The organism is Pseudomonas sp. MDT1-17 (assembly GCF_054898105.1).
Genome location: NZ_JBUBVM010000001.1, coordinates 4,462,042 through 4,478,117, shown reverse-complemented (window position 1 = coordinate 4,478,117; position 16,076 = coordinate 4,462,042). Strand labels below are relative to the sequence as shown.

The window sequence follows — 16,076 nt, the reverse complement described above, 5'->3', positions numbered from 1 at the left end:
TTCTGCGTTCGGAAACTTGCTCGGGCCAAGGTCGCTATAGGGTCAGTAATCGGAACAGGGCGATCTTGTTGATCTCCGCCAGCGCGCATCTGAATTCGGTATCTGCCGAGTTGTGAATGCGCGTTTCGAACGCCGCGAGGATCTGATGCCGGTTGCTGCCTTTTACCGCCATGATGAAGGGAAACTTGAACGTGGCTTTGTAGGCATCGTTCAGCTCGGTGAAGCGAGAAAACTCTTCGGCCGTGCATTGGTGAATACCGGCGCCAGCCTGTTCATTCGTGCTGGCTTCGGTCAGTTGGCCCTGGACGGCGGCTTTGCCGGCCAGGTCCGGGTGAGCAACGATCAGTTCAAGCTGGCTTTCATGATCGGCGCTCAACAGGATGTCGCTCATGCGCTGGTGCAGGGTTTCGATCTGGTCGATCGACACATCCTGGCCCAGGTCGAAGGCCTTTTCGGCCACCCATGGCGAATGTTCGTAGATGTCGGCGAAGGCTTTGATGAAGGCATCGCGGCTCAGGGTCGATGGCTTGAGGGTTTGAAAGGTGCTCATTTTGCGGCCCCTTGGTACGGGTGGGTTTCGTGCCAGTGGCGAGCGATGTCGACGCGACGGCTGAACCACACCTGTTCATGACTCTTAGCGTATTCGATAAAGCGTTTGAGTGAGGCAAGACGCGCCGGACGGCCGATCAGGCGGCAATGCAGGCCGATCGACAGCATTTTCGGGGCCTCGGCACCTTCGGCGTACAGCACATCGAACGCGTCTTTGAGGTATTCGAAGAAATCGTCGCCCTTGTTGAAGCCCTGGACCTGGGTGAAGCGCATGTCGTTGGTGTCCAGGGTGTACGGGATCACCAGATGCGGCTTGCCGGTCGGGTTGTTCGGTTCCCAGTAGGGCAGGTCGTCGTCGTAGGTGTCGCAGTCGTAGAGGAAACCGCCTTCTTCCATCACCAGGCGACGGGTGTTCGGGCCGGTGCGGCCGGTGTACCAGCCCAGTGGGCGCTCGCCGGTGATTTCGGTGAGCACGCGGATCGCTTCGAGCATGTGCTCGCGTTCCTGGGCTTCGTCCATGTACTGGTAGTCGATCCAGCGGTAGCCGTGGCTGCAGATCTCGTGGCCGGCATCGACCATTGCGCGGATCACGTCCGGGTGGCGCTGGGCGGCCATGGCCACGGCGAATATGGTCAGCGGAATGTCGAATTCCTTGAACAGTTTCAAAATCCGCCAGACGCCGGCACGGCTGCCATACTCGTAAAGGGATTCCATGCTCATGTTGCGCGCGCCTTGCAACGGCTGCGCCGAGACCATTTCCGAGAGGAAGGCTTCGGATTCTTTATCGCCGTGCAGGATGTTGCGCTCGCCACCTTCCTCGTAATTGAGCACGAAGGACAAGGCGATGCGAGCATTGCCCGGCCAGTGTGGGTGAGGAGGGTTACTGCCGTAACCGATCAGGTCGCGTGGGTAGTCAGCGCTCACTGCAGTCTTCCTTCTTATTCGTTGACAGGTTGCGTGGCGGCCTGGCGGTGAGATGACAGGCTGGCGTCACAGCGATGGGCTGATTGTATACAACTTTATATTCACTTTGTAAGCCTGATTTTTAGCATTTTTGATGAACTGTCATCTGTGCATGTTATTGCAAGAAACCTGCCTGATTGGTCAGCTAATGGATGGAAGGTCCTCTGACCATATGGTTCGACGCCAGATTCGTTATGAATCCTTGAGCAGCGTACATCGTCGTAAAAATGTGATTTTTATTGTGTACAATTTTTTTGAAAAGTGTCTTAATCAGTCGCTCGCCGCAGCTTTTCGTGCTCCGAATCGGTGCGGTCTCCTTTTCACCTGACTTCGGGAGGCGCGAGGTCTGACTGCTCCACGCAGGCAGGCGCGCAGAATCAATGGGACGTTTGACTACACACGTTTTGGACGCTGCACACGGTTGCCCGGGCAGCTCGATCAAGGTCGAGTTGTACCGCGTTGAGGGTTCGCAACTGGAATTGGTCGCCACTGCGATCACCAACAGTGATGGCCGTGTCGATGCGCCGCTGCTGCAAGGCGATGACTACCGCTCCGGGGTCTATCAGGTTCAATTTCATGCGGGCGATTACTACCGCGCCCGTGGCGTTCAGCTGCCGGAGCCGGCGTTCCTGGATGTAGTAGTGCTGCGTTTTGGCATCTCTGCCGAACAGGATCACTACCATGTGCCGCTACTTATTTCGCCTTACAGCTATTCGACCTACAGAGGAAGCTAGGACTTTCCCCCCAAAAATCCTGCGCATATAGCTTCTTTGGTCTTTTGCCCGCTCACACTGCGGGCTTTTTTTGCTTGCTAAAAAGTTAAAAGATCGCAGCCCACGGGAGCGTAGGAGCTGCCGAAGGCTGCGATCTTTTGATCTTGCTTTGCTATCGGCTCAACAGCGACGCAGTACCGGCACCACTGAACAATCCCGCACTCACCCGGTTAAACCAGCTCTGACCCTTGCCACTGCGCAAATACCGCGCCGCCCCGTGGGCACCCAGCCCATAAGCCAATTTGCACAACAGATCCAGCACGGTCCAGGTCACGATCATCACCAGTAATTGCGGCAGGAACGGTTGCTCGGCGCTGAGAAACTGCGGCAGGAAAGCTGCAAAGAACAGAATGTCTTTCGGGTTGCTCGCGCCCAGCACAAACGCGCGCCCGAACAGTGCACGAAAGCGTGGAACCAGTGCAGCCTGAGGCACTTCAGCGCCGCGAGAGGGCTGACGCGATTGCTGCCAGCTCTGCCAGGCCAGGTAGAACAGGTACAGCGCACCGACGATCTTCAGGGCACTGAACAGCTGTTCCGACGCCAGCAGCAAGGCGCCCAAACCCAGCGCCGAAGCACTGAGTAAACAGATCGACGCAATCACGCCTCCCAGAAACGCCGGGTATGAACGGCGCAAGCCGTAATTCAGACTGTTGCTGATCATCAGCAAAGACAGTGGCCCAGGGATCAGGATCACCACCAGCGCAGCGCCGCTGAACAGCAGCCAGGTTTCCAGACTCATCACTTTCCTCCATTTGTGCAAAAGCCCCACCCGACGGGGTGAGGCTGTTTTGAAACACTGCTTTTGAGACGTAGACGGCTTACAAGAAAACGAACTTGGCAATGAAGATCGCGCAGAGCACCCACAGACTGATGGAAATTTCCTTGTGCTTACCAGTACAGGCTTTCATTACCACGTAAGTGATAAAGCCCAGCGCAATGCCGTCGGCGACCGAGAAGGTCAGGGGCATCATGATCGCGGTGACGATCGCCGGAATGCTGTCGGTCGCTTCGTCCCATTCGATGTGAGCCATGCCGCCCATCATCAGCATCGCCACATAAATCAGTGCACCGGCGGTTGCATACGCGGGGATCATGCCAGCCAGTGGTGCAAAAAACATGGCGGCAATAAATAGCACACCTACGGTCACGGCAGTAAGACCAGTCCGACCACCCGCGGCTACGCCAGCGGCACTTTCCACGTAGCTGGTAACCGGCGGAACACCCACCACAGCACCGAATACGCTGGACGCACTGTCAGCTTTCAGGGCGCGGGAAAGGTTTTCGATCTTGCCGTCGGCGTTCACCAAACCAGCGCGCTGAGCGACGCCCATCAAGGTGCCGGCGGTGTCGAACATGTGCACGAAGAGGAAGGCCAGCACCACGCTGATCATGCTGATGTTGAACACGCCGGCGACATCCATGGCCATCCAGGTCGGAGCCAGGCTCGGCGGGGCCGACATGATCCCTTCGTAATGCACCAGGCCCAGGCCCCAACCGGCCAGGGTCACAGTGATGATGCTGATGAGGATCGCACCGAACACTTTGTGGTAACTGAGCACGGCGATCATCAGGAAGCAGATAGCCGCCAGCAGTGGGCCAGGCTCGCGTAGGGAGCCGAGTTTGATCAGGGTGGCCGGGCTATCGACGACGATGCCAGCGGTTTTCAAACCGATCAACCCGAGGAACAAGCCCACACCGGCGCCCATGGCGTAGCGCAAGCTGACCGGAATGCTGTTGAGCAGCCATTCGCGAATCCGCGAGAAGGTCAGGAACATGAACAGCACACCCGAGATAAACACCGCGCCGAGGGCGGTTTCCCAGTTGTAGCCCATGGTGCCAACCACGGTATAGGTAAAGAAGGCGTTCAAACCCATGCCTGGCGCCAGGCCGACCGGCCAGTTGGCGTAAAGGCCCATCAACAGGCAACCCAGCGCGGCGGCGATACAGGTGGCGACAAACGCGGCACCGTGATCAATCCCGGCGTCGGCCATGATGTTGGGGTTGACGAAGATGATGTAAGCCATGGTGATGAAGGTTGTCAGACCGGCAATCAGCTCGGTCTTCACCGTGGTGCCATGCAAGCTGAGTTTGAAGATGCGCTCCAGCCAGCCATTGCGTAACGGCGGCGAGAGTTCCAGCGTCGGGGCTTCGGATTTGCGGCTTTCCACAGCGAATACTCCTCAAGAGTTTTATTGTTATTTCCAGGGCCGGACCCATGAGGGTGGCAGCGACCCTTTGAGGCACTTGCGAATTTGTTGACCAGTTGGTCAGGAACTCGCACGAAGTGGATTATGCTTTTGTATACAAATAAAGCAAATAATGTTTTTGGTTTTGTAGACGAAAAGTTTGTTGATCGGGATATATCGGCTGTAGACGATCGTACCCACGATCTGCGGGGGAGCGAGAGTTACTCGGTTGGCACTTGGGTTTTTCCCAACGCCAGGTTCACCGCCAGCCACCCATTCACCGCCGTCTCCCCGGCCTCGGCAAACACCCGCTCCAGCAATTTCACCTGCTCACGCCGCAGCGACTGCTCAAACCGCGCGCCATCGTCGGTCAGTTCCAGCAATCGCTTACGCTTGTCGGTCTCGGACGCGACGCTGTTCACCAAATACATTTCCACCAACTGCCGCAGCGGAATGTTCAGCGCCTGCTTCGTCACCCCGAGCAACGCCAGCAGCTCCTTGACGCTCAGGTTCGGGTAGCGGGCGATGAAAAACACGATGCGTTGATGCACCCGGCTCAAGCCACGACGCTCGAGCATTTCGTCGGCCTTCGCGGTGAAAGCCTGGTAACCGAAGAAAAACGCTTCCATCGCTTGTTGCTGAGTGCTGGGATTTTTAAGGTCAAGCATGTTGACGTATCCATTCGGTTTGTCGTAATTTCGGTCAACCAGTTTGACTCATTTTCCTCAGGCCTCGCTACCGGTGACCCATGGCATTTTCCGAACGTGTCTCGCGCCTTAAAAGTTCTTTGATCCGTGAAATACTCGCCGCCGCCCAGCGCCCGGAAGTGATGTCGTTCGCCGGCGGCTTGCCGGCCGAAGCCATGCTGCCGAAAGTCGAGTGGGCCGACATGCCGTTGTCCATGGGCCAATACGGGATGAGTGAAGGTGAGCCAGCGCTGCGTGAAGTACTGGCAGCAGAGGCGCGGGCGCTGGGCGTGCCCTGCGAGGCGAGTCAGGTATTGGTGGTCAGCGGCTCCCAGCAAACCCTCGATCTGGCGGCCAAGCTGTACATCGATAAAGGCACCGAGATTTTGCTCGAGGCGCCGACTTATCTTGCGGCCTTGCAGATTTTTCAGTTGTTCGGCGCCGACTGCATCACTGTCCCGCTGGAGGTCGATGGCCCAAACCTGGCGCAACTGCGTACTCGTCTGGAAAAACACAGTCCGGCGTTCATCTACCTGATCCCGACCTTCCAGAACCCGTCGGCCGTGCGCTACAGCGAAGCCAAGCGCGATGCCGTGGCCGCCTTGCTCGACGAGTTCGACGTGACCTTGATCGAAGACGAGCCTTACCGCGAATTGACCTTTGACGGCGGCAGCGCCACACCAATTGTCAGTCGCTTGAAAAAGGCCAGTTGGATCTACACCGGCACCGTGTCGAAAACTCTGTTGCCCGGATTGCGAGTTGGCTATCTGATCGCCAGTCCGGACCTGTTCCCGCATCTACTGCGGCTCAAGCAATCAGCTGACCTGCACACTAATCGCGCCGGCCAGTGGCAAGCGCTGCAATGGATCGGCACCGAGAAATTCCAGCATCACTTGAGCGAACTGCGGGGCTTCTATCGGGTTCGTCGGGACGCGTTCCAGTCAGCCCTGGAAATGCATTTTGCTGATTTGGCGGACTGGAACGTGCCCGAGGGCGGGCTGTTTTTCTGGCTGACACTCAAGCAGCCGCTGGACACGCGGACGTTGCTCAAGGCTGCATTGGCAGCGGATGTGGCGTTCATGCCGGGCGAGCCGTTCTTTCCCGAGCCGGACAACAACCCAGGGCATCTGCGGTTGAACTTCAGCCATATCGACCCGGCGCGGCTGGACGAAGGGCTCAAGCGATTGGCTGAGGTGGTGCGTCAGGCCCAGGCGGCGATAGCGGCCTGAGGGGAGGGCAGAAACAAATAAACCGGCGCAAGGGCAAGGGCCGGTTTATTGTTGTCTCGAATTTGAGGTGCCTGGGTGGGCCTCTTCGCGAGCAAGCCCGCTCCCACAAGGGGAACGCGGTTAAATGTGGGAGCGGGCTTGCTCGCGAAGGCGTCCGTCAGGGCGCCACCAGAGCATCAGGCAGCAGCAAATCGCTTGTCCAGATAATCAATGATCACCTTGGACTCATACATCCAGGTGGTCTGGCCATTTTCTTCAATGCGCAGGCACGGAACCTTGATCTTGCCGCCGTGTTCCAACAGGGTCTGGCGATCCAGTTCGTTGTTCTTCGCATCGCGCAACGCCACCGGCACGTTCAAGCGGCGCAGGGTGCGGCGGGTTTTCACGCAGAACGGGCAGGCGTGGAACTGATACAGGGTCAGGCCCTTGGCAGCCGTGTTGACCTGAGCCTGAACCTCGGCAGGACGCTGCTTTTTGCCGGGGCGGGTGATGAAGTCGATGAAGATGATCAGTTGGCCAAGGCCGACACGAAGCGCTTTTACGAACACGGTATAAGCCTCACAGGGGCAAACGAAGGCGCGCAGCTTACCTGATTTTCGCGGGCGAAAAAAAACCGGCGATGAATGCCGGTTTTCTTCGTGCTGCAAATTACTTGATCAGGCTGAGAAACTCACTGCGGGTGGCGGCGTTTTCGCGGAACTCACCCAGCATCACCGAGGTGATCATCGACGAATTCTGTTTTTCCACACCGCGCATCATCATGCACATGTGCTTGGCCTCGATCACCACAGCAACGCCCAGGGCGCCGGTGACTTGCTGGACCGCATCGGCGATCTGGCGGCTGAGGTTTTCCTGGATCTGCAGGCGGCGAGCGTACATATCGACGATCCTCGCGACTTTCGACAGGCCCAACACTTTGCCGCTCGGAATGTAAGCGACGTGGGCCTTGCCGATAAACGGCAGCAGGTGGTGTTCGCACAACGAGTAAAGCTCGATGTCTTTCACCAGCACCATTTCGCTGTTGTCAGAGCTGAACAAGGCACCGTTGGTGACCTCTTCCAGTGTCTGTTCATAACCGCGGCAGAGGTACTGCATGGCTTTGGCGGCACGTTTTGGCGTGTCGAGCAGGCCCTCGCGGGAGACGTCCTCGCCCAATTGGCCGAGAATCGCGGTGTAATTCTGTTCCAGGGACATGAAACTACCTGTGGGATTTTACGCAAAGGGCAAGGGTACGGTGGCGGACACGGCGCTGCAAGCGTGACGCGACAGCTTTACTCGTCGCGACCTTCCATCATGGTGCGTTTGAGTATCACATAAACCGCTCCGGCGCCGCCGTGTTTTGCCTGGCACGAGGTGAAGCCGAGCACTTGAGAGTGCTGGCGCAGCCAGGTGTTGACGTGGCTTTTGATCATCGGCCGCTTGCCGTCCAGACGCACCGCCTTGCCGTGGGTGACGCGCACGCAGCGTATTTCAAATTTGGTCGCCTCGGCCAGAAACGCCCAGAGGGTTTCCCGGGCCTTTTCCACATTCATGCCATGGAGGTCGAGGCTGCCTTCGAACGGAATCTGTCCGATCTTGAGCTTGCGCATCTGGCTTTCCTGAACACCGTCGCGTGCCCACATCAGCTCGTCTTCCGGGCCGACATCGATGACAAACTGATCGGACAGCCCGTCAACGGTGGTGGCATCGGTGCGCACGGTGGCGGCCTGGCGCAGTTTGGCGATTTGTGCGCGGTCGGCTTTGGGTTTGCCGGTTTCGGCGCGATCGTGTTTGATCGGCTTGACGCCTTGGATCGCGCTTTTGAACAGGGAAAAATCGTCGTCTTGCATGTCAGCCTCCGCGAAGGGCGGCCAGTTTACCCAACTCGAGACGAATCGGGGCGCGAGAAAACGCGAAGCGTACGGCTCAGTCGTGTTTTTTCATCAGGTGCGGGGAGATGTTCAGCTCACGCGACTGGCGCGAGCGACGACGGCAGCGACGCCACAGCCACACACCGATGTACAGCACGAACAGGCCAATCGCCAGAATCACTGCCGACCCGAGCGGGTTGGTATTCATCTCACCCAACGCAGGTGCGTGGCCGAGCAGGCTGGCGATACCGGCCATCGCCAGCAACACGCCGCACATCGCCAGCAAGGCAGCAAATGCCGCGCCAATACGAAAACGCCAGTTGCGTTGGCCTTTAGGCCGCAGGCGGCGTGCGTCAAAACCATCGGATAACTTCATTCCGACCTTCCTCAATGGGTATCGGCCCTTCGACCGGGAGTTGACCGGGATGTTCCTGAGGCTAAGACATTTACAGCAAATGATAGGCTTTTGCGGATGAGCGGCGGCATGGACCGCTCATCGAGCGTCAATCAGATCAGATCTTGAGTCAGGGCGAGGGTGGCGAAGTTGTCCGCCATGATCGCCATTTCGGTCTGCTGAACGTGGTCCGCGCTCAATACGCCGCCTTTGTAAGGCAGGTCTCGAGTCGCGCAGGCGTCTTCCACCAGCGTGCAACGAAAGCCCAGGTTTTTCGCGGCGCGCACCGTGGTGCTGACGCTGGAGTGGCTCATGAAACCGCACACGATCAGGTCCAGCGAACCGAGATTCTGCAGGCGTTCCAGCAGTTCGGTGCCGTGGAACGCACTCGGCAGCAATTTACCGATGATGGTTTCGTCGCCCTGTGGTTCCAGGCCCGGGATGAACGCACCGCGCTCGCCTTGTGGATCGAAAAGCCCACCGACGGTGCCGAGGTGGCGGACATGGACGATTGGCCGGCCGGCTGCACGGGAAGCGGCCACCAGTTGCTTGATGTTCGCGACGGCAGCATCCATGCCGCTCAAGGCCAACGGGCCGCTGAGGTATTCTTTCTGGGCATCGATAATGACAAGGGTCGCATGGCTCAGTTTGGCTGCTGCATAACCGCGGCCGCTGAGTTGAAACATCGTTTGTGGAACGGACATTCTGGGGCTCCTTCAAGTGGGGCTTTTGCGACATTGTCCTCTGGCTGAGCGCTTCTGTGAATCGCTACCATCGCAGGCGCCGTCTTTGCTGGCTCGCAGCCTTGTCAATATGCCCCTTTTGTTCAATAACCAGCCGAAAAAATAGAATGGTCCTACATTTGCCCCGGTAGTTTTCCCGCGTCGTCGTGATGCGTTTTGGCTGTTAGAATCGCCAGTCGTTTTTTCTGGAGTTTGCCCCCGTGATCACTTCCCGACTTCGTACCCTGCGTGACCATATCCGTTGGGCCGTCAGCCGCTTCCATGGGGAGGATCTGTTTTTCGGCCATGGGACCGACAACGCCTGGGACGAAGCTCGTCAGCTGGTGTTGGGTGCCTTGCACTTGCCGTGGGAAATCGCTGACAGCTACCTCGACTGCAATCTGGAAGAAGACGAACTGGTCAACCTGCAACGCCTGCTCAAACGCCGTATCGAAGAACGCATTCCTACCGCCTACCTGTTGGGTGAAGCGTGGTTCTGCGGCATGTCGTTTATCGTCGACGAGCGCGTCTTGATCCCGCGTTCGCCAATTGGCGAACTGATCGAAAAGCGTTTCGAACCGTGGCTGGGCGCCGAACCTGCGCGGATTCTCGACCTGTGCACCGGTTCCGGCTGCATCGGTATCGCCTGTGCCTACGAGTTCCAGAACGCCGAAGTGGTGCTGGCCGACCTGTCGTTCGAAGCGCTGGAAGTGGCCAACCAGAACATCGAGCGCCATGGCGTCGATGAGCGGGTGTATACGGTGCAGGGCGATGGATTTGATGGTTTGCCGGGGCAGCGTTTCGACCTGATCGTGTCGAACCCGCCTTACGTTGATGCGGAAGATTTCGCCGACATGCCGGACGAATACCAGCACGAACCGGAGCTGGGCCTGGCCTGCGGTGATGATGGCTTGAATCTGGTGCGTCGCATGCTCGCCGAAGCGGCGGATCACCTGACCGAGAAGGGCTTGCTGATTGTCGAGGTAGGCAACAGCCAGGTTCACGTTGAGGCGCTGTACCCGGAAGTCGATTTCGCCTGGCTCGATTTCGAGCGCGGTGGACATGGCGTGTTCATGCTGACGGCGGAGCAGTGCCGCGATCATCAGGCACTGTTCGCTTCCCGCGTCTGACCCTTACAAGCAAAAGATCGCAGCCTGCGGCAGCTCCTACAGGGTTATGTGTACACCTGTGTAGGAGCTGCCGCAGGCTGCGATCTTTTTGGGTTCGACACTTGATTACCGGTGCGTAGCAATCCAGATCAACAATCCCGCCTGAAACACCGCAAACGCCACCAGGCAGGTAATGGTAAAGCGCAGCCCGGCGTCTTCGCGCTTGTACCTACTGACCTTTTCTTCGTGCTTCTTGAGTTTGACTTCCTGCTCGGCCAGATTTTGCTCGGCTTGCTGGAGCATCTGCGCCGCCTCAAGAATTTCCACGACCTGCAGTTTTTCCGTGTTCCAGTCAGCCAGCAGGTCGCCGACCTGTACTTCTTTGACGCTGCCCTTCAAATGCTGCGGGTCGGCATAAACCACATCGAAACCGTGCTTCCGCAAAAAGTGATCGCGGCGCAGGCGAGTGTCTTCGTTCAGCGCATCCTTGTTGTTCAGGTCGGTGCCGTCGACGGTGTAACCGGGCCAGCGCTTTTTCGCCCAGGTAATGCCCTGGGCGGCCATGAATCGGCCGATGCCACGGTTCAGCGGTTCAATTTGCAGGCCGCTGTCAGGCCCGAAGTGCACACGCTTGGTGGTGTGATCGACCCACACGTCCAGATGATTCTGTTCCTTGCGCACGCGCTGGCCCGGCAACTTGATGCTCATGCGCATCAGGCTGAGTTCCTTGTTATTGCGTTCCGCGTAACCAAACTCAACAAAACGCAGCGGCCGGCCACCGGTGTTGCGGTCGGTCTGCAACGGCGCCAGACGGAGCATCTTTTGGTGCTCGACGTGGACGTCCGCCCACGGCAGCTCTACCACTGGTGGTGTGTCTTTTTCAGCGGTGGTGTCGGGCGAAGTCTGGGTATCAGTCATAACGGCGAGGTCCTGTCCAAGCGCTGCTTGCCGCCAGTCATAGCGCTGGCGACAAAGGCTTATCGGCCGTTTTTTTCAGGACTGGAGGGCAAACAGCCTTTAACTGGTGCGAAGTCCGTCAATAAACCCGAGGATTCGCGCGCCGAGTTCGGCCGCCAGTGGCAATTGAGGATCCTTATAAGAGGCCAGTTGCCGTTTTACATCGTTGGGCACGATGCGCATCACGTGGTTCATGCCTTCGATCAGCGCCAGTTCGGCGTCCGGTTTGGCAGCTTTCAGCATCTTGGCATCACCGACGCCGACCTGGATGTCGTTGCTGCCCTGGATGATCAGCGCCGGCATCTTCAACTTGGCGAACGCCGCTGCCGGGTCCTGGCGGAACAGTGAAATCAGATACGGCTGCACGCTCGGGCGGAAAATCACCTGCAACTGCGGTGGCACGTTGTCGTCGGTGTGGCCGGCCTTGAGGCTGTCGAGCAGTTCATTGCTGCGCAGCATCAGCGGTGGCGGCAGGCGATTGCTCAATTGTTGACGCAGCACCTGATCGATCGGTCGGGCGCTGCCGGACATGGAAATGACGGCGGCGGCATCCAGACTCGGAGCCGCCAGGCTGGCGATCAAGGCGCCTTCGCTGTGGCCCAGCAGGATCAGCTGGCCAAAGCGCGGATCGGCTTTGAGCTTCTGGCCCCAGGCCTCGGCGTCGGCCACGTAGGCTTCAACCGACAGATTGCGTTCGTCCGGGGTCGCCGCAAGGCTCGCCGCTACGCCGCGTTTGTCATACCGCACGCTGGCGATGTTGTGTTTGGCCAGTACCCAAGCGAGACGCTTGAGGCCGTCGTTGCGTCCGCCGTCAGGGTTATTGCCGTCACGATCCGTAGGACCGGAGCCGGAAATGATCAGGACAACCGGTACCGGCGTGTCGGACTTGGGTAGCAATAACGAGCCGAAAAGCTCGCCGCTGCCCGTGTCCAAAGTGATTGGGCGTTGCAGGACAGTGGCCTGTACAAAGCCGGTAAACAGGGTAAGGCTCAAGGCTATAACTCGCAGCATCATCACGCCATCATGAACAAGATGCCGGTTGGACTCGCGGGCACCCATAAGGTTCGAGGATGAACTACTTGGGTAGCCTGCGTATACTGGCGCGCATTACGTATTTGGTTCGATTTCACGGAGCGTCCTGCATGTCCGGCAATACCTACGGCAAGCTGTTCACTGTCACCACCGCGGGCGAAAGCCATGGCCCGGCGTTGGTCGCCATTGTCGACGGCTGCCCGCCGGGCCTGGAGATCTCTCTGGAGGATCTGCAGCGTGACCTGGATCGCCGCAAACCCGGAACCAGCCGCCACACCACCCAGCGCCAGGAAGCCGACGAAGTCGAAATCCTCTCCGGCGTGTTCGAAGGGCGCACCACCGGTTGCTCCATCGGCCTGCTGATTCGCAACACCGACCAGAAGTCCAAGGATTACTCGGCGATCAAGGATCTGTTCCGCCCGGCCCACGCCGACTACACCTACCACCACAAATACGGCGAACGCGATTACCGCGGCGGCGGTCGCAGTTCGGCGCGTGAAACGGCCATGCGCGTGGCCGCTGGTGCGATTGCGAAGAAATACCTGGCCACTCAGGGCATCGTCATTCGTGGCTACATGAGTCAACTCGGCCCGATCGAAATCCCGTTCAAGACCTGGGATTCGGTGGAAGAGAATGCCTTCTTCAGCGCCGATCCAGACAAAGTGCCGGAACTGGAAGCCTATATGGACCAGCTGCGCCGCGACCAGGATTCGGTCGGCGCGAAGATCACCGTGGTCGCTGAAGGCGTGATGCCGGGCCTCGGCGAACCGATCTTCGACCGCCTGGACGCCGAACTGGCCCATGCGCTGATGAGCATCAACGCGGTCAAAGGCGTGGAAATCGGCGCCGGTTTCGCCAGCGTTGCCCAGCGCGGCACCGAACACCGCGATGAAATGACGCCGGAAGGTTTCCTCAGCAACAACGCCGGCGGCATTCTCGGTGGCATTTCGTCGGGTCAGCCAATCGTCGCGCACCTGGCGCTCAAGCCAACCTCGAGCATCACCACGCCGGGCCGTTCCATCGATATCCATGGCAACCCGGTGGAAGTTGTCACCAAGGGCCGCCACGACCCGTGCGTCGGCATCCGCGCCACGCCGATCGCCGAAGCGATGATGGCCATCGTGCTGATGGATCACCTGTTGCGTCATCGCGGGCAGAACGCCGACGTGCGCGTGAACACGCCGGTGCTGGGTCAGCTTTAATGGCTGACCTCAACGCCGCTGCGGTCTGATGACGGTGGCGGCGCTCCCGTACTGGCGGCTTTCCAGTTTCTATCTGTTCTATTTCGCCTTGCTCGGTTCGACAGCGCCGTTTCTGGCGCTGTACTTCGATCATCTGGGCTTTTCCAGTGCGCGCATCGGCGAGCTGGTGGCGATCCCGATGCTGATGCGCTGCGTGGCGCCGAACATCTGGGGCTGGCTCGGTGATTACACCGGCCGACGCCTGGCGATCGTGCGTTTCGGTGCGGTCTGTACGCTGCTGACGTTCTCGCTGATCTTCGTCAGCAAGACCTACGCCTGGCTGGCGATGGTCATGGCCTTGCACGCGTTCTTCTGGCACGCGGTGTTGCCGCAGTTCGAAGTCATCACGTTGGCGCACTTGCGGGGCCAGACTCACCGTTACAGCCAGATCCGCCTGTGGGGTTCCATCGGTTTCATCATCACCGTGGTCGCGCTCGGCCGATTGTTCGAAGGGTTGAGCCTGGACATCTATCCGGTGACGCTGGTGCTGGTCATGGCCGGCATTGTCGTCAGCAGCCTGTGGGTGCCCAACGCTCAACCGGTGCAGGGCGAGCGAATTGCCGGAGATGGATTTCTCAGGCAATTGCGCAATCCCGGTGTATTGGCGTTCTACGGCTGCGTGGCGCTGATGCAAGTGAGCCACGGCCCTTATTACACCTTTCTGACCTTGCACCTGGAGCGACTCGGTTACAGCCGTGGGCTGATCGGCCTGCTCTGGGCGGTTGGCGTGGTCGCCGAAGTCTTGATGTTTCTGGCCATGAGCAAGATCCTTGCGCGTTTCTCCGTGCGACGAGTGTTGCTGGCGAGTTTTCTGCTGGCGGCGTTGCGTTGGTTGTTGCTCGGTTCGTTCGCTGAATTTCTTTGGGTGCTGTTATTTGCCCAGGTGCTGCACGCGGCGACGTTCGGTAGCTTTCACGCGGCTGCCATCCAATTCGTGCAACGTAGCTTTGGCGCGCGCCAACAAGGGCAGGGCCAGGCGTTGTACGCCGCACTGGCCGGTACCGGCGGTGCGCTGGGCGCGTTGTATTCCGGCTATAGCTGGAATGCCCTTGGCCCTGCATTGACCTTTAGTATTGCCAGCCTCGCAGCCTTCGCGGCAGCCGTTATCATTGCCACACGTATGCAAGAGAACAGGCCATGAGCCTTACCCGCGAACACCTCGCGCGCATGAGCGATGCGCTGCGGCAGATCGAAGCCTTTGAATTTTTCGCGTGCGAGTTGAAGACGCTCTCGGTTTTTAACCATAAAGCATGATCCGTAAAGCATGAACCGTTAAGGAGTTGCCCTGATGAGCAGCCTGTCCGTTTACCACGTCTCAAGCCCTGAGTTGCCAAACAAGGTGCTGACGCATTTCGAAGACATCGCCTCGACGCTGGCCGAACAGGGCGTGCGTTTCGACCGTTGGCAAGCCACGGCGAAGATCCAGCCCGGCGCCAGCCAGGAAGAAGTGATCGCCGCGTACCAGGAGCAAATCGACCAGTTGATGACCGAACGTGGTTACATCACCGTCGATGTGATCAGCCTGAACAGCGATCACCCGCAAAAAGCCGAATTGCGCGCCAAGTTTCTCGACGAACATTGCCATGGCGAAGACGAAGTACGATTTTTCGTCGCTGGCCGTGGGCTGTTTACCCTGCACATCGACGATTACGTCTACGCGGTACTTTGCGAGAAAAACGACCTGATCTCGGTCCCGGCCGGCACCCCGCACTGGTTTGACATGGGCGAGCATCCGCATTTCGTCGCGATCCGTCTGTTCAACAACCCCGAAGGCTGGGTGGCCAACTTCACCGGCGAAGACATCGCCAGCCGCTTCCCGCGTCTTGAGGACTGAGCCCACATGGATTGCGCAGTTCCAGAAAGAAAACAGGCCGTGAAGCGAAAGCGCTCACGGCCTGATCGTTTACAGCGCTGGGGCGATTTACACCGAGTGATAGGTCGGCAGGGCAAACCGCTGCTGGCTTTGTAGCATGGAAATCTGCGGCAGTTCGCTGGCCTGTTCGGCAATGTCACGGCGAATGGCGCTGATCACCCAGGACAACTGATCACCGGCATGCAATTGCTGGTAGGAAATCGAACGTTTGAAGACTTTGCCGTCGGTGCTGCTCAAGGTCAGCAGAATCCCACCGTCCGGACGTGGCTGGGTGGTCACTTCGAAGTTGGAGAACAGGGATGAAAATTTTTCTTGGATCAGGTTCATGTCTATCAGCTCCGTTAGCTCTTGAATGGCAAGCATGCAGAGGTAGTTGCAGTGATTGTGCCAGCACCTGATTTTTTAAAAGTCTTTATAAATCAATAAGTTAATTTTCACCTGATTTTTTGCTTTCGTGCAATCTGCATGAATGGCCATCGTGCATCCTGCATTTTGCGTGGTTGACCAAGATT

Annotated in this window: 19 protein-coding genes and 1 pseudogene; 7 read left to right on the top strand and 13 right to left on the bottom strand. The window is 58.5% G+C overall.

Annotated features, from left to right (window positions below):
* Positions 1 to 34 precede the first annotated feature (34 nt).
* Positions 35 to 550 (bottom strand): 2-oxo-4-hydroxy-4-carboxy-5-ureidoimidazoline decarboxylase, encoded by a 516-nt coding sequence (uraD, locus tag ACYZTX_RS20755; RefSeq protein ID WP_462035647.1) that lies wholly within the window; start codon positions 548 to 550, stop codon positions 35 to 37.
* A complete protein-coding gene (puuE, locus tag ACYZTX_RS20750; RefSeq protein WP_059404690.1) occupies positions 547 to 1,473 on the bottom strand; it encodes an allantoinase PuuE in 927 nt (308 codons plus the stop codon). The genes uraD and puuE overlap by 4 nt, the downstream gene beginning before the upstream one ends.
* Before the next feature lie 419 nt (positions 1,474 to 1,892).
* Between puuE and uraH the strand changes: the two genes are divergently transcribed.
* Positions 1,893 to 2,246: a hydroxyisourate hydrolase gene (uraH, locus tag ACYZTX_RS20745; protein ID WP_008146146.1), complete on the top strand. Its 354-nt coding sequence runs from the start codon at positions 1,893 to 1,895 to the stop codon at positions 2,244 to 2,246.
* 151 nt (positions 2,247 to 2,397) lie between these two features.
* On the opposite strand, the gene ACYZTX_RS20740 is transcribed toward uraH, so the two are convergent.
* From ACYZTX_RS20740 to ACYZTX_RS20730, 3 genes are all read right to left on the bottom strand, one after another.
* Positions 2,398 to 3,024, bottom strand: a complete 627-nt coding sequence (locus ACYZTX_RS20740) for a LysE family translocator (RefSeq protein ID WP_462035646.1) — start codon at positions 3,022 to 3,024, stop codon at positions 2,398 to 2,400.
* A 79-nt stretch (positions 3,025 to 3,103) separates the two neighbouring features.
* Positions 3,104 to 4,453 carry an NCS2 family permease gene (locus tag ACYZTX_RS20735; protein WP_462035645.1) on the bottom strand — a complete coding sequence of 450 codons (1,350 nt, stop codon included), beginning with the start codon at positions 4,451 to 4,453 and terminating at the stop codon, positions 3,104 to 3,106.
* A gap of 239 nt (positions 4,454 to 4,692) precedes the next feature.
* On the bottom strand, positions 4,693 to 5,139 hold the full coding sequence (locus ACYZTX_RS20730; RefSeq protein ID WP_462035644.1) for a MarR family winged helix-turn-helix transcriptional regulator: 447 nt from the start codon (positions 5,137 to 5,139) through the stop codon (positions 4,693 to 4,695).
* Between the two features lie 80 nt (positions 5,140 to 5,219).
* Here ACYZTX_RS20730 and ACYZTX_RS20725 point away from each other — a divergent pair, with 80 nt between their 5' ends.
* Entirely contained in the window at positions 5,220 to 6,386 is a 1,167-nt protein-coding gene (locus ACYZTX_RS20725; protein WP_462035643.1) for an aminotransferase-like domain-containing protein, read from the top strand.
* Between the two features lie 176 nt (positions 6,387 to 6,562).
* Here the strand turns inward: ACYZTX_RS20725 and ACYZTX_RS20720 are convergent, their stop codons facing one another.
* The 5 genes from ACYZTX_RS20720 to ACYZTX_RS20700 all read right to left on the bottom strand — a co-directional run bounded on the left by ACYZTX_RS20720 (position 6,563) and on the right by ACYZTX_RS20700 (position 9,334).
* A complete protein-coding gene (locus ACYZTX_RS20720) occupies positions 6,563 to 6,934 on the bottom strand; it encodes a glutathione S-transferase N-terminal domain-containing protein (protein WP_461978649.1) in 372 nt (123 codons plus the stop codon).
* Between the two features lie 100 nt (positions 6,935 to 7,034).
* Positions 7,035 to 7,580 (bottom strand): GTP cyclohydrolase I FolE, encoded by a 546-nt coding sequence (folE, locus tag ACYZTX_RS20715; RefSeq protein WP_003204506.1) that lies wholly within the window; start codon positions 7,578 to 7,580, stop codon positions 7,035 to 7,037.
* 77 nt (positions 7,581 to 7,657) lie between these two features.
* A complete protein-coding gene (locus ACYZTX_RS20710) occupies positions 7,658 to 8,215 on the bottom strand; it encodes a Smr/MutS family protein (RefSeq protein ID WP_462035642.1) in 558 nt (185 codons plus the stop codon).
* 76 nt (positions 8,216 to 8,291) lie between these two features.
* Complete coding sequence (locus tag ACYZTX_RS20705) at positions 8,292 to 8,612, bottom strand: hypothetical protein (protein ID WP_462035641.1); 321 nt, start codon at positions 8,610 to 8,612, stop codon at positions 8,292 to 8,294.
* Positions 8,613 to 8,743: 131 nt separating this feature from the next.
* Complete coding sequence (locus ACYZTX_RS20700) at positions 8,744 to 9,334, bottom strand: cysteine hydrolase family protein (RefSeq protein ID WP_462035640.1); 591 nt, start codon at positions 9,332 to 9,334, stop codon at positions 8,744 to 8,746.
* Positions 9,335 to 9,573: 239 nt separating this feature from the next.
* Between ACYZTX_RS20700 and prmB the strand changes: the two genes are divergently transcribed.
* Complete coding sequence (gene prmB, locus ACYZTX_RS20695; protein ID WP_461978652.1) at positions 9,574 to 10,482, top strand: 50S ribosomal protein L3 N(5)-glutamine methyltransferase; 909 nt, start codon at positions 9,574 to 9,576, stop codon at positions 10,480 to 10,482.
* A gap of 105 nt (positions 10,483 to 10,587) precedes the next feature.
* Here the strand turns inward: prmB and ACYZTX_RS20690 are convergent, their stop codons facing one another.
* Positions 10,588 to 11,379 carry a hypothetical protein gene (locus ACYZTX_RS20690; RefSeq protein WP_462035639.1) on the bottom strand — a complete coding sequence of 264 codons (792 nt, stop codon included), beginning with the start codon at positions 11,377 to 11,379 and terminating at the stop codon, positions 10,588 to 10,590.
* 99 nt (positions 11,380 to 11,478) lie between these two features.
* The gene (locus tag ACYZTX_RS20685; RefSeq protein ID WP_462035638.1) at positions 11,479 to 12,477 is read right to left on the bottom strand and encodes an alpha/beta hydrolase; all 999 of its coding nucleotides are present in this window, start codon (positions 12,475 to 12,477) and stop codon (positions 11,479 to 11,481) included.
* Between the two features lie 83 nt (positions 12,478 to 12,560).
* Between ACYZTX_RS20685 and aroC the strand changes: the two genes are divergently transcribed.
* The 4 genes and pseudogenes from aroC to ACYZTX_RS20665 all read left to right on the top strand — a co-directional run bounded on the left by aroC (position 12,561) and on the right by ACYZTX_RS20665 (position 15,525).
* Positions 12,561 to 13,652 (top strand): chorismate synthase, encoded by a 1,092-nt coding sequence (aroC, locus tag ACYZTX_RS20680; RefSeq protein ID WP_462035637.1) that lies wholly within the window; start codon positions 12,561 to 12,563, stop codon positions 13,650 to 13,652.
* Positions 13,653 to 13,680: 28 nt separating this feature from the next.
* Entirely contained in the window at positions 13,681 to 14,832 is a 1,152-nt protein-coding gene (locus ACYZTX_RS20675; protein WP_462035636.1) for an MFS transporter, read from the top strand.
* 20 nt (positions 14,833 to 14,852) lie between these two features.
* Positions 14,853 to 14,945: pseudogene (locus ACYZTX_RS20670) on the top strand (hypothetical protein); the annotation flags it as partial.
* Between the two features lie 34 nt (positions 14,946 to 14,979).
* Complete coding sequence (locus ACYZTX_RS20665; RefSeq protein WP_462035635.1) at positions 14,980 to 15,525, top strand: 1,2-dihydroxy-3-keto-5-methylthiopentene dioxygenase; 546 nt, start codon at positions 14,980 to 14,982, stop codon at positions 15,523 to 15,525.
* Positions 15,526 to 15,612: 87 nt separating this feature from the next.
* Here the strand turns inward: ACYZTX_RS20665 and ACYZTX_RS20660 are convergent, their stop codons facing one another.
* A complete protein-coding gene (locus tag ACYZTX_RS20660; protein WP_008146103.1) occupies positions 15,613 to 15,891 on the bottom strand; it encodes a DUF3509 domain-containing protein in 279 nt (92 codons plus the stop codon).
* Positions 15,892 to 16,076: the final 185 nt, after the last annotated feature.